Origin of the sequence: Mesorhizobium atlanticum (genome assembly GCF_003289965.1) — a bacterium.
Lineage (GTDB): Bacteria > Pseudomonadota > Alphaproteobacteria > Rhizobiales > Rhizobiaceae > Mesorhizobium > Mesorhizobium atlanticum.
In genome coordinates, this window is record NZ_QMBQ01000013.1 from 1 (window position 1) to 12,741 (window position 12,741).

Below are 12,741 nucleotides of genomic sequence, written 5' to 3' on the forward strand. Positions count from 1 at the left end.
TCCTGCTCGAGCTCGACCAGCGGGTTGGAGGTGCCGGAGATGTTGCGGGTGCCGCCGGCGCCCGAGCCCATCTTGCCGGCAGCGGCCTGGAAGGCGGCAATCACATCCTCGTTCTGGCCCATGCCGAGATAGTCGTTGGAGCACCAGACGGTGATTTCCTGGGCGCGGCCGTTGGAACGCCAGATGGCGCGCGGGAACTTGCCCACCATGCGCTCGAGGTCGGCGAAGACGCGGTAGCGCCGCTCCGCGTGGAGCTGGTCGATCGCATCCTCGAAAAACCGCTGGTAATTCATGTCGACTTCCCAATTTTGCGGCGGATCATAGTCACTGCCCCATGCCGCGTCCACCGGACCCAACCGGTCAAAATGCCACGCCTTTGCCCTGTTCCTAACGATGCCGGATCGTGGCCTATTCCCGGGGTGTGAACGAGCTTTGTTTCAGTACGATGCCTCGGACGGGAGAAACTGTTACGGGTTTAACATTGGGAGGGTAGTGCATGTCGCCCAAAGTGCGCAGCGGTTTGGGCGAGCGACATAGGCTTTAGCGGGCTTGCGGCGGGGTTTCCAGCACGGGGGCTGTTGAGACAGTTTCCGATAAATCTTGATCAGCGAGGTAGATGATGACGGTTTTGGTGACGGGTGGTGCCGGTTATATCGGCAGCCATATGGTCTGGGAGCTGCTGGATGCCGGCGAGAGCGTCGTGGTGCTCGACCGGCTTTCCACCGGCTTCGAATGGGCGGTGGCCCCGGAAGCAAAGCTCGTTGTCGGCGATGTCGCCGACCGTGACCTGGTCGGCCGGATCATCCGCGAAAACGAGGTCGACGCCATCATCCACTTCGCCGGCTCGATCGTGGTGCCGGAATCGGTCGCCGATCCGCTCGGCTATTACGAGAACAACACCTGCAAGACCCGCACGTTGATCGAGACAGCCGTGCGCGAGGGCGTGCCGCATTTCATCTTCTCTTCCACCGCCGCCGTCTATGGCGGCGCCGGGCTGGAGCCGGTGCGCGAGGATGCCCGCCTCGCGCCGGAATCGCCCTACGGCCTCTCCAAGCTGATGAGCGAATGGATGCTGCGCGACGCGGCGCTGGCGCACGACATCCGCTACACGGCGCTGCGCTATTTCAACGTCGCCGGCGCCGACCCCAAGGGCCGCACCGGGCAGTCGACGCCCGGCGCCACGCATCTCATCAAGGTCGCCTGCGAGACCGCGCTCGGCAAACGCCCCTTCATGCAGGTCTTCGGCACCGACTACCCGACGCCGGACGGCACCTGCATGCGCGACTACATCCATGTCAGCGATCTCGCCGCCGCGCACCGGCTGGCGCTGCAGCGGCTGCGCGCCGGCGGCACAAGCCTCGTCGCCAATTGCGGTTACAGCCACGGCTATTCGGTGCTCGAGGTGATCGACAGCGTGCGCCGCGCCTTCGGCCATGATTTCGATGTCCGCATGGGCGATCGCCGGCCGGGCGACGCCGCCGCCGTGGTTGCCAATTCCGAGCTTGCCCGCAAGGAGCTCGGCTGGACGCCGCAACGCGACGATCTCGACCTGATCGTCAACGACGCGTTGGCATGGGAGCGCATCCTGACGGGCAAGAATTCCGTGAGAAGCTGATCTGTTGGGCCAAGGACTCGTCCGGCGCTTGCAGAAGCGGTATTGAGCCTCATGCAGCGGTGCGCTGGCGCGTGCCGCCGCGATAATGCTTGAGGGGACGGCATGAAGATCCTGGTTCTTGGCGCCGGCGTGGTTGGCACGGCGGCTGCCTATTATCTGGCAAAGGACGGCCACGAGGTGACGGTGATCGAGCGCCACGAGGCGGCGGCGCGCGGCACCAGCCAGTCGAATGCCGGCCTGGTGTCGCCTGGCGACGCCACTGCCTGGGCTTCGCCCGCCGCGCTGAAGACCTTCCTGCGCGCGCTGTGGAACCACGACCTCGGCATCAAGGTCAGGCTGCGCCTCGACCCGTATTTCTATGCCTGGAGCCTGCGCTTCCTGCGCGAATGCACGGTGAAGCGGCTGCGCGCCAATACCGACATCAAGCTCAGGCTCGCGCTGCATTCCCGCCAGTGCATCAATCAACTGTCGGAGGAGACCGGCATCCACTACGACGAGCGCAAGAAGGGCATTCTCTATTTCTTCCGGTCGCAGAAGAGCCTGGACACCGGCACCGACAACTACCGCTATCTGGCCGAGCACGGCCTGCCGATCGAGATCGTCGGCCGCGAGCGCCTGGCCGAGCTGGAGCCAGGGCTTGCCGGCGTGAAGGAAAAGATTGCCGGCGGCATCTATTCGCCGATCGACCAGACCGGCGATTCCAAGCAATTCACCGACAGGCTCGCCGCCTATGCCGCCGAGAAGCTCGGCGTCAAATTCCTGTTCGGCACGACAATCCAGGGCCTCGACATCGAGGGCGATCGGGTGCGCGCGGTCATCACCTCGGCCGGCCCGGTAACCGGCGACGCGGTCGTCATCTCCCTGGGCCCGGAAAGCGGCCTGCTCGGCCGGCGCTACGGCATCGACCTGCCGGTCTATCCGGTGAAGGGCTACACAGCGACGATTCCCTTGGAGGATGAGAGCAAGGGGCCGACCATGGGTGGCGCCGACGAGGACCGGCTGATCGGTTATTCCAGGCTCGGCAATCGCCTGCGCATGTCTTCTACAGCCGAGTTCACCGGCTTTGATCGCAGCTTCAAGCCGGGTGATTTCAGGACCATCCTGGAAACTGGCAAGGATCTTTTCCCGGGAGCCTTCGACGAGAAGAAGGCCGTGCTCTGGGCCGGCCTGCGGCCGATGATGCCGAACTCGGTTCCCGTGATTGGTCAGGCGAAATACCGCAACCTCTATCTCGACACCGGCCACGGCCATGTCGGCTGGACCATGGCCTGCGGCTCCGGGCAGTTCCTGTCGGATGTCGTCGCCGGCAGAAAGCCGCAGATCGATCCCAAAGGATTGCTGTACGGGACGGCACGCTGAAACCTCTATCTAGTCGCCGACGTTGGCACCGCCCTCATCCGCCCTCCGGGCACCTTCTCCCCGTAAACGGGGCGAAGGGGCTGGCCGCGCCGCCGGCGCCCATTCTGTGCCGTCGAAAATTGGCGAAGGCCGCGACAACAGCCCTTTCACCCCGTCACTCTACGGGGAGAAATGCCCGGCAGGGCAATGAGGGGCAGCGCCGGCCTCTCAGAAAAAGGGCTACGTCCGTACGGCTAGCCACCACGCCTTTACATAGTCGCCCCAGACCCGGTCCGCCGGTGGTTCCGTTTGTTCGCTTTTGCTTCCTGTCTCAATGCCATCCGACGCCAGCAGCGCGGCGCCGATGCTGGTCCCGGTCGTGGTCTCCGAGGCAACGACCGGCCGCCCTGTCGCTGCTGCCAGCATGCGGATGAAAAGCGGGTTGCGCGCGAAAGGTCCCTCGACGGTCGTCGGTCCGTCGCCGCCGATCAGTTCCAGGCAGGTCGCGGTCATCAGCGCCAGATAGAATGAGATGACGGCGAAGCGCTGGCCGGAGCTCAGATCGTCGGCGTTATGCCATTGCGCGGCGCGATGCGGAAAGGGTCCGGAGCCCTGTTGAATGGAAGGCAGCAGCAAGACCTGGCGCGCCAGAACGGCGGCGACATCGTCATCGCTCCATTCCTGCGGCTGGTCCTTGGTCAGCAGCGAAAATTCGCGTCCGCCCATGAAGCGCGCCGATGGCACGGGATCGCCGAGCGCGTTGACGTTGACCAGCGTGTCGCGCGCCGCATCGAGCTCGACCTTCCGGCCGCCAACCGCCATCGACACAACCCATGTACCGGTCGAGACGACGGAGAAGGGCGGCGCGTCGGACAGCAGATGCGGCAGCAGCGAGGCGTTGGAATCGTGCAGTCCGCAGAAAACCGGCGTCTGTGGGCCCAGCCCTGTCCGTTGCGCAATCGCTGGCAGGATCGGGCCAAGTCGGTCCTTGGCCGGCCGCGCCGGCGCCATCAACCGGCGCCAGCCGATCCTGTCGACCAGCGATGAATAGTCGGATGTCCAAGGATTCCACAGGTCGGTGTGGCAGCCGAGTGACGTCACCTCATTGGCGACGACGCCGGTCAGCCGCAGCGCCCAGTATTGCGGATACATCAGCATCACGGCGGCCCTGGCGAATTCCGCCGGGAAGCGCTTCTGCTGCCAGAAGAACTGCGCGCCGAGATTGAGGCCGATGGGCAAGCGCGGCGTGCCGGTCTCGGCGAAGGGCGGGCGCACCGCGTCGTAGTCGGCCGCAAGCTGCTCGGGGCCGTCGAATTCATAGTCGAGCACCGGCAGCACTAGTTCGCCGGCGGCGTCGACCAGCGCGCCAGTCGCGCCATGCGTGGTGATCGAGATCGCATCGATGCGCCGTTCGCGGTTGAGATCGGCGAGGCTGTCGAGGATGAACGTCCACAGCGCCTCGACATCGTGATGCGGGTAGGGCGCGCCCCGCACCGGTGCGTTGGTCATTCGGCGCAGCGCGATCTCGCTCAGCGTCGCGCGATCGACCAGCGCCACCTTGGCGTTGGTCTTGCCGATATCGATGACGGCGACGATCATGCCATTTGGAACATTGTTTCCAGCGGCACCGCCACCGGCTCGTTGTCGGGTTTGGTCTCCATCACGTCGGCCATATGCGCCCACCATCGCTGCATCACCGGGTGCTTCGGCAGGTCGGCCATACTGTGGTCGTCGCGGCACCACAGCACGCCGAACAGGATATTGGTCTCCTCGTCGAGATGGATCGAATAGTCGGAAACGCCGGCCTCTCTCAGCAGCGCCACCAGCTCGGGCCAGATCTCGTCGTGGCGGCGCTTGTACTCGGCCTTCATGCCGTGATTGAGCTTCATCTTGAAGGCGTATTTCTCCATCAGGCGAAGCGTCCTTCGCGCAGCCGCCGCCAGATGATCGGCAGCGCAATGACGATGATCAGCAACAGGCCGATGAAGATCGACATGACGATGCCCGGCACGTTGAGCAGGCCGAGCCCAAACGTCACCAGCCCCATGATAAAGGCGGCAAGCACGACGCCCAGAATGCTGCCGGCGCCGCCGAGGATCGACACACCCCCAAGCACCACCATGGTGATCGCCTCAAGCTCATAGCCCTGCGCGATGGACGGCCTTGTCGAGCCGAGCCGCGAGGTGATCAGCACCGAGGCGATGCCCGACATCAGCCCGGTCAGGCAGAACAGGATGAATTTTATACGGTCGACGCGCACCCCGGAGAACTGGCAGGCGACTGGATTGTTGCCGGTGGCAAAGACCCGGCGGCCGAAGCTCGTGCGGTGCAGCACGAACCAGTAAACCATGGCCGCGAAGAGGAACAGCGCCAGCTCGAACGAGAAGACCCACCAGACATAGCCCTGGCCGAAGAACGCAAAACTCTCCGGATAGCCTTTATAGGCCTGGTCGCCGAGGATGATGAAGGCGATGCCGCGAAACAGGCTCATCGTGCCGATGGTGACGACGATGGAGGGCAGGCCGAGACGGGTGACGAGCAGCCCGTTGAAAGCGCCGCAGGCGAGCCCGACGGCAATCCCGATCGCCACCAGCATCGGAGTGCTGGCGCCGGCTTGCACGGCCATGCCCATCATGGTCGAGGCTAAAGCCACGATCGCGGCGACGGAGAGGTCGATCTCGCCGGAGATGATCAGCAGCGCCATGGCAAGCGCGATCAGCCCTTTTTCCGTGAAGTTGAAGGTCAGGTCCGACAGCGACCACGGATCGAGGAAATAGGGTGACGCAAAACTGTTCACCGCGAAGATGGCGACCGCGATGACGACCAGCAGCGCCTCCCAGGAGAAGATCGCCGAGGACAGCGGCTTGTCGAGCCGGTCGGGGATATGGCGCGGGGCAGGGCTGTCGGTCATGCCGCTTCCGCCTTTCTCAGGATGATGCGGCCCTGTCGGCGCTCGCCGCGCGCATTGAGCACCACGGCGAGGATGATGGCGCTGCCCGAGATCGCCATCTGCCAGAAAGGCGAGATGTTGATGACCGGCAGCGCGTTGGAGATGATGCCGAGGAACAGCGCCCCCAGCACCGCCCCGCCGACCGAGCCGATGCCACCGGCGATCGAGATGCCGCCGATGACGCAGGCGGCGATGATGTTGAGCTCATAGCCGTTGGCGACCTCGACCGAGGCGATCACATAGCGCGAGATCCATAAGTATCCGGCGAGCCCGCCGATCATGCCGGAGATGCAGAAGACGATGAATTTCGTGCGGCCGACATCGATGCCGGCATAGACCGATGCGGTCGGGTTGACGCCGATGGCGTAGATCGAGCGGCCGATTTGCGTGCGCGTCATCACCAGGAAGAACAGCGCGATCACGATGATGGCGATCCAGGACAGCACCGGCAGGCCGAGCAAGGCGGCGCGCTGGAAATTGATGAAGTCCGGGCTCATCTGGTCGGCATTGACCCAGGCGCCGCCGGAGACGACGAAGGTGGCGCCGCGGTAGATGGTGAGCGTGCCCAGCGTCACCACGATCGACGGGATGTTCAGCCGCCACACCAGGAAACCGTTGATCGCGCCGAGCACCAGCCCGACGAGCAACGCGATGACGATCAGCGCCGGGATCGGGATCGCCGGATGCGCGGCGTTCAGCATCGCCACCACCATGCCGGTGAAGCACAGGTTGGACGCCATCGAGAGGTCGATCGAGCGCGTCAGGATGACCACCATCTGTCCGAGCGCCAGGATCATCAGGATCGACGTGTCGTTGAACACCTGGCGCAGATTGGCCGGGTCGGCGAAGCCGGGGAAGCGCGTCGAGATCAGGCCGATCAGCACGACGATGCCGGCCAGCAGCCAGATCTCGCGATATTTGAGGAAATTCTTCATGCCACGATCCCCGCTGCCGTTCGAACCAGCGTCTCGGCGTCGAGACCCTTGTTGTCATAGGTCGCGGCGATGCGGCCTTCGCGCATGACCACGACGCGGTCGGACATGCCGAGAATTTCCGGCAGTTCCGACGACACCATGATCACCGACAACCCTTGCGCGACCAGCTCGGCCATGAAGCCGTGCACGGCCGCCTTGGAGCCGATGTCGATGCCTTTGGTCGGCTCGTCGAGGATGATGACCTTCGGCGTCGTCGCCAGCCATTTGGCGATGACCACCTTCTGCTGGTTGCCGCCGGACAGCGTGCCGACATCCTGGCTGAGCGATGAGGCGCGCAGGTCGAGCCGCTCGGTGTAGGAGCGGGCGAGCGTGAATTCTTCCGCGAGCCTCAGCACGCCGGATTTCGAGGTGCGTTTGAGCGAAGGCAGCGAAACGTTCTGGAAAATCGGCAGGCCGATCACCACGCCCTGCTTGCCGCGTTCCTCCGGCACATAGACGATGCCGGCCTCGATGGAGTCCGCGGCCGATTTCGGCGCGATCGTCTGGCCATCCAGTGAAATCTCGCCTCGGCTGGTGCGGGTGATCCCGGCGATCGCCTGCATCACCTCGCTGCGCCCGGCGCCGACCAGCCCGTAGAAGCCGAGGATCTCGCCCTTGCGCAATTCGAAGCCGATGTCGTCGAATTCGGTCGGATGCGACAGGCCCGAAACCGACAGCACCGGCGCGCCGATCTTCGGCTCGCGCTGCGGAAAGATGTGGTCGACGTTGCGGCCGACCATCATGCGCACGATCTCGTTCTGGCCGGTGTCCTTCAGCAGGCCTTCGCCCACCATCTCGCCATCGCGGAAGACGGTGTAGCGGTCGGCTATGCGGTAGATTTCGTCGAACTTGTGGCTGATGAAGAGCACTGCCTTGCCTTCGCTCTTCAGGAATTCGATCAGCAGGAAAAGCTCCTCGATCTCCTTCATCGAGAGCGCCGCGGTCGGCTCGTCCATGATGACGATGCGCGCATCGATCGACATCGCGCGGGCGACGGCAACCAGATGCTTGTTGGCGATGCCGAGATCCTTCAGCCGCGCATCGGCATCGATATGGCCGGCGCGCATCGTCTCCAGCACCTCGCGGGCATTGTTGCGCATGGTGCGCCAGTCGATGGTGCCGAAGCGGGTGCGCGGCGCGTGGCCGAGGAAGATGTTTTCGGCGACCGACAGATCGTCGAACAGCACCGTTTCCTGGTGGATGGCGGTGATGCCGTGGCCGAAGGCGGCATGCGCGCTGGGCAGCGTCGTGGCCTGGCCGTCGATGCCGATCTCGCCCGAATCGGGCTGATAGATGCCGGTCATGATCTTGACCAGCGTCGACTTGCCGGCGCCGTTCTCGCCGATCAGCGCCGTCACTTGCCCGGGGTAGAGCGACAGGCTGACATTGTGCAGGGCGCGCACGCCTGGGAAACTCTTCGAGATGCCCGTGAGCGTCAGACGGGGAACTGAGGCCGGGGGGCGCTTCTGTATCGTGCCGTGATGGGCCGTCGTATCCATAGTCGTATCAAGCCCGTCCATGTTCCGCATTGACTCCCCCTCACCCGACCTTCGCTTCGCTCGGTCGACCTCTCCCCGAGGGGAGAGGAGGTTTGCGAGCTTGGCTCCAGGCTCTTCTCCGCATCGGGGAGAAGGTGGCCGCGAAGCGGCCGGATGAGGGGCAGCGCCGTCAGTCCGAGATCAATAGATCTTCGAGAACTTCTCGATGTTGGTCTTGTCGAACTGGAAGGGCGGAGCCATCGCGGCCGAGTTGGTGTCGTCGAGCGTCACCTTGCCGACGCGGCCGATCGACAGCGTGGCGCCGGGCTTGGCCTCTTCCTTCTTCACCGCCAGGTCATGCGCGAGGTAGATCGCCGAGTAGCCGAGATCGATCGGGTTCCACAGAGCAACAGCCTGCGAAGCGCCGTTGTCGATGAACTTCTTGAACTCGGAAGGCAGGGCAAGACCCGTGACATTCACCTTGCCGATCAGGTTCTCGTCGGTGACGACCTGCGCTGCGGCGACGACGCCGACCGTGGTCGGCGCGATGATCGCCTTGAGGTTCGGATAGGACTTCAACAGGCCCTTGGCCTCGTCGGTGCTCTTGGCCGAATCGTCATCGCCATAGACGGTGGCGACCAGCTTGATCTTCGGGAATTTCTCCGGCAGCACCTTCTTCGCCGCTTCGATCCAGGCATTCTGGTTGGTGGCGGTCGAGGAGGCCGAGAGGATGGCGACGTCGCCGCCTTCCGGCAGGTAGTCGGCGGCGAGCTTGATGATGGTCTCGCCGATCAGGCCGGTGTCGGACGGGTTGAGGTGGAGCTGGCGGCCTTCCTTGGCGACGCCCGAGTCCCACGAGATCACGGTGATGCCGCGATCCATCGCCTTCTTCAGCACCGGCACCAGCGCGTCGGCGTCATTGGCCGAAACGGCGATGGCGTTGACCTTCTGCGCGATCAGCGAGTTGATCACCTCGATCTGCGCTTCGGCGGTGGCCTTGGTCGGGCCGGTGTAGATGACGTCGACATCGCCCAGTTCCTTGGCCGCTTCCTCGGCGCCCTTGTTGGCGGCGTCGAAGAAGCCGTTGCCGAGCGACTTCACGACCAGCGCGATCTTGACGTTCTCGGCATAGGCGGCATTCACGAACATGGCGGCGGAAAAGGCCGCTGTAACCAGCAGTTTCTTCAAAAAGCTCATCGAATATCCTCCCTTGAGCGTTGCATTCCATCGCCGCTGCGGGCGCGAGTTCCTCAGGCCTGCAGTGAAGATTCTTCCCTATCGCTTGACTGCTTGCGGGCGACGACCAGCGCCACCCCCGCCGTTTCCAGCATCTTGGCCTCGCGGTCCTCGATGCCGTCGTCGGTGATCACGGTCGCGATGCGCGACAGCCCGCACAGGATCAGGCTGGAGCGCATGCGGAATTTCGAGGAATCAACCAGCACCACCAACTCGTCGGCCTGGTCGATCAGCTTCTGCTCGGCCTGGATCAGCAGCGGATCCCCCTCCATCAGCCCGAGCGGTCCCAGGCCTTGCGCCCCCATGAACATGCGCCGCGCATAGAAGTTGCGCGTTACGTCATTGTCGAAAGGCGACAGGATGATGTTCTGCTCGCGATAGATCGTGCCGCCCGACAGCATCACCGTGTTCTTCGAATGCTTGAGCAGGTGCTCGGCGATCGGGAACGAGTTGGTGAAGATCGGCATGCGGCGTCCGGTCAGGAAATGCACCATCTGGAAGGTCGTGGTGCCGCCATTGATGATGATCGGCTCGCCATCGGCGCAAAGGTTCACCGCCTCCCGCGCGATCGCCCGCTTCTGCGCGGCGTTCAGCGTTTCGTTGACCGAGAAGGGCCGGCCGGCAAGGCCGATGAATTGCGGCGGCGAGATCGCCTCGGCGCCGCCGCGCACCCGGCGCAGGCGCTTTTGCACATGGAGCGCCGCGATGTCGCGCCGGATCGTAGCTTCGGAGGAATCCGTCAGCTCGACCATCTCCTGCACCGTCACAACAGGCTTTTCCTGGACGGCGGACAGAATGATCCTGTGGCGCTCTTTTTCGTGCATGGTTCCTCCCTGCCTAAGCATCAGGCCTTAGAAAACGCGCAGTGTCAATCATTTCCGATCATATATTTTCATTGTGCAGTGCAATATGATCGATATTGATCGTTTATGATTGACAAGCAGGTCGCTAGCGTAGACATTCCCGAACAAGAAATGAGGGGCACGGCGTTCGCGCTCCAAGGGAGGATATCCATGCTCGACAAGCGCTCCGGCTCGCGCCTCGCCAATCTGTGGGACGATGCAAAGGCCGAAGGGATGAGCGGTCCCGAGCTCCTGGTCTATCGCTCGAACACGCTCGGCTCCGACAAGCGCGTCACCAATTACGGCGGCGGCAACACCTCGTCCAAGGTCTGGCAGAAGGACCCGCTGACCGGCGAGGAAGTGGAAGTCCTGTGGGTGAAGGGCTCGGGCGGCGACAGCGCCTCGATCAAGCTCGACGGATTCGCGACCCTCTACATGGACAAGCTGCGCGCCATCAAGGGGCTCTACCGCGGCGTCGAGCATGAGGATGAGATGGTGGGCTATCTGCCCCACTGCACCTTCAACCTCAATCCGCGCGCGGCCTCGATTGACACGCCGCTGCACGCTTACGTGCCGAAGGCTTGCGTCGACCATATGCATCCCGACGCCATCATCGCGGTCGCCGCGGCCAAGGATTCCAAGGCTATCACCAAGGAGATCTTCGGCGACGCCATCGGCTGGCTGCCCTGGAAGCGGCCGGGCTTCGAGCTTGGCCTGTGGCTGGAGAAATTCTGCCTCGACAACCCCGAAGCCAAGGGCGTCGTGCTCGAAAGCCACGGCCTGTTCACCTGGGGCGACACCCCCAAGGAATGCTACGAGACCACGATCTCGGTGATCAACCAGGCAATCGAATGGTTCGAGCGCCGGTCGGAAGGCGTGGCCATCTTCGGCGGCGAGGCGGTCAAGGCGCTCGATGCGACGGCGCGCCGCGCCGTTGCCGCCAAGCTGATGCCGAGGATCCGCGGCCTGATCTCCGAAAAGAGCCATAAGCTCGGCCATTTCGACGATCAGCCTGCGGTGCTCGAATTCGTCAACTCGAAGGATTTGCGACCGCTGGCGGCGCTTGGCACCTCGTGCCCGGACCATTTCCTGCGCACAAAAATCCGGCCGCTGGTGATCGAGTTCGATCCGGCAAAGCCCGATATCGACGCCGTCATCGCGCGGCTCGCCGACGACATTGCTGAATACCGCGTCGGCTACCAGGCCTACTATGACGCCTGCAAGCATCCGGACTCGCCCGCCATCCGCGATCCCAATGCCGTGGTCTATCTGATGCCTGGGGTCGGCATGTTCACCTTCGCCGGCGACAAGGCGACGGCCCGCATTTCCGGCGAATTCTATGTCAACGCCATCAACGTCATGCGCGGCGCTTCGACGGTTTCGTCCTATGTCGGCCTGCCGGCGCAGGAAGCTTTCGACATCGAGTACTGGCAGCTCGAGGAAGCCAAGCTGCAGCGCCTGCCGAAGCCGAAGGCGCTGGCCGGCCAGATCGCGCTGGTCACCGGCGGTGCCGGCGGCATCGGCCGCGCCACCGCCAACCGACTGCTGCGCGAAGGCGCCTGCGTCGTGCTCGCCGATATCGACGAGGCGGCTTTGGCCAGCGCCAATGACGAGCTGTCGAAGGCCTTCGGAAAAGACTTTGTCCGTCCGGTGCGGATCGATGTCACCTCGGAGGACCAGGTGCTTTCGGGCTTCGCCGAAACGGCGGTCGAGTTCGGCGGTATCGACATCCTGGTTTCCAATGCCGGCCTGGCCTCCTCCGCGCCGATCGAGGAGACGACACTGGCGCTGTGGAACAAGAACATGGACATCCTGTCCACCGGCTATTTCCTCGTCTCACGCGAGGCTTTCCGCCTGTTCCGCGCCCAGAAGATCGGCGGCAACGTCGTCTTCGTCGCCTCCAAGAACGGCCTCGCCGCCTCGCCGAACGCGTCCGCCTATTGCACCGCCAAGGCCGCCGAGATCCATCTTGCCCGCTGCCTGGCGCTCGAAGGAGCGGAGGCGCAGATCAGGGTCAACGTCGTCAATCCGGACGCGGTGCTGCGCGGCTCCAAGATCTGGACCGGCGAGTGGAAGGAACAGCGCGCCGCCGCCTACAAGATGTCGACCGACGACCTCGAGGAGCATTACCGCGCGCGCTCGATGCTGAAGCGCTCGGTTTTCCCGGAGGACATCGCCGAGGCGATCTATTTCTTCGCCTCCGACATGTCGGCCAAGTCGACCGGCAACATCGTCAACGTCGACGCCGGCAACGCGCAAAGTTTTACGCGATAAGCTTCCTTCTCCCCGTTCTACGGGGAGAAGGTGC

10 protein-coding genes and 1 pseudogene are annotated in these 12,741 nt (G+C 63.9%); 3 read left to right on the forward strand and 8 right to left on the reverse strand.

All coding sequences use genetic code 11. The annotated features are described in order from the left end of the window. A pseudogene (locus DPM35_RS30280) lies at positions 1–293 on the reverse strand (5-aminolevulinate synthase); the annotation flags it as partial. 326 nt (positions 294–619) lie between these two features. Between DPM35_RS30280 and galE the strand changes: the two are divergent. Both galE and DPM35_RS30290 read left to right on the forward strand, forming a co-directional pair. Beyond that, a complete protein-coding gene (gene galE, locus DPM35_RS30285) occupies positions 620–1,615 on the forward strand; it encodes a UDP-glucose 4-epimerase GalE (RefSeq protein WP_112131265.1) in 996 nt (331 codons plus the stop codon). Between the two features lie 102 nt (positions 1,616–1,717). Beyond that, positions 1,718–2,974, forward strand: a complete 1,257-nt coding sequence (locus tag DPM35_RS30290) for a D-amino acid dehydrogenase (RefSeq protein WP_112131166.1) — start codon at positions 1,718–1,720, stop codon at positions 2,972–2,974. A gap of 219 nt (positions 2,975–3,193) precedes the next feature. Here the strand turns inward: DPM35_RS30290 and DPM35_RS30295 are convergent, their stop codons facing one another. The 7 genes from DPM35_RS30295 to DPM35_RS30325 all read right to left on the reverse strand — a co-directional run bounded on the left by DPM35_RS30295 (position 3,194) and on the right by DPM35_RS30325 (position 10,415). After that, entirely contained in the window at positions 3,194–4,552 is a 1,359-nt protein-coding gene (locus DPM35_RS30295; protein WP_112131167.1) for an FGGY-family carbohydrate kinase, read from the reverse strand. Next, on the reverse strand, positions 4,549–4,863 hold the full coding sequence (rhaM, locus tag DPM35_RS30300) for an L-rhamnose mutarotase (RefSeq protein WP_181592231.1): 315 nt from the start codon (positions 4,861–4,863) through the stop codon (positions 4,549–4,551). Before rhaM ends, DPM35_RS30295 begins: the two co-directional genes overlap by 4 nt. Then, positions 4,863–5,864 carry an ABC transporter permease gene (locus tag DPM35_RS30305; protein ID WP_112131169.1) on the reverse strand — a complete coding sequence of 334 codons (1,002 nt, stop codon included), beginning with the start codon at positions 5,862–5,864 and terminating at the stop codon, positions 4,863–4,865. The genes rhaM and DPM35_RS30305 overlap by 1 nt, the downstream gene beginning before the upstream one ends. Then, a complete protein-coding gene (locus DPM35_RS30310) occupies positions 5,861–6,838 on the reverse strand; it encodes an ABC transporter permease (RefSeq protein WP_112131170.1) in 978 nt (325 codons plus the stop codon). The genes DPM35_RS30305 and DPM35_RS30310 overlap by 4 nt, the downstream gene beginning before the upstream one ends. Continuing rightward, entirely contained in the window at positions 6,835–8,376 is a 1,542-nt protein-coding gene (locus DPM35_RS30315; RefSeq protein WP_112131171.1) for a sugar ABC transporter ATP-binding protein, read from the reverse strand. The genes DPM35_RS30310 and DPM35_RS30315 overlap by 4 nt, the downstream gene beginning before the upstream one ends. A gap of 180 nt (positions 8,377–8,556) precedes the next feature. Next, positions 8,557–9,552: a rhamnose ABC transporter substrate-binding protein gene (gene rhaS, locus DPM35_RS30320; protein ID WP_042637283.1), complete on the reverse strand. Its 996-nt coding sequence runs from the start codon at positions 9,550–9,552 to the stop codon at positions 8,557–8,559. Between the two features lie 53 nt (positions 9,553–9,605). Beyond that, positions 9,606–10,415: a DeoR/GlpR family DNA-binding transcription regulator gene (locus DPM35_RS30325; protein ID WP_112131172.1), complete on the reverse strand. Its 810-nt coding sequence runs from the start codon at positions 10,413–10,415 to the stop codon at positions 9,606–9,608. 189 nt (positions 10,416–10,604) lie between these two features. Here DPM35_RS30325 and DPM35_RS30330 point away from each other — a divergent pair, with 189 nt between their 5' ends. Beyond that, entirely contained in the window at positions 10,605–12,707 is a 2,103-nt protein-coding gene (locus tag DPM35_RS30330; protein ID WP_112131173.1) for a bifunctional rhamnulose-1-phosphate aldolase/short-chain dehydrogenase, read from the forward strand. Positions 12,708–12,741: the final 34 nt, after the last annotated feature.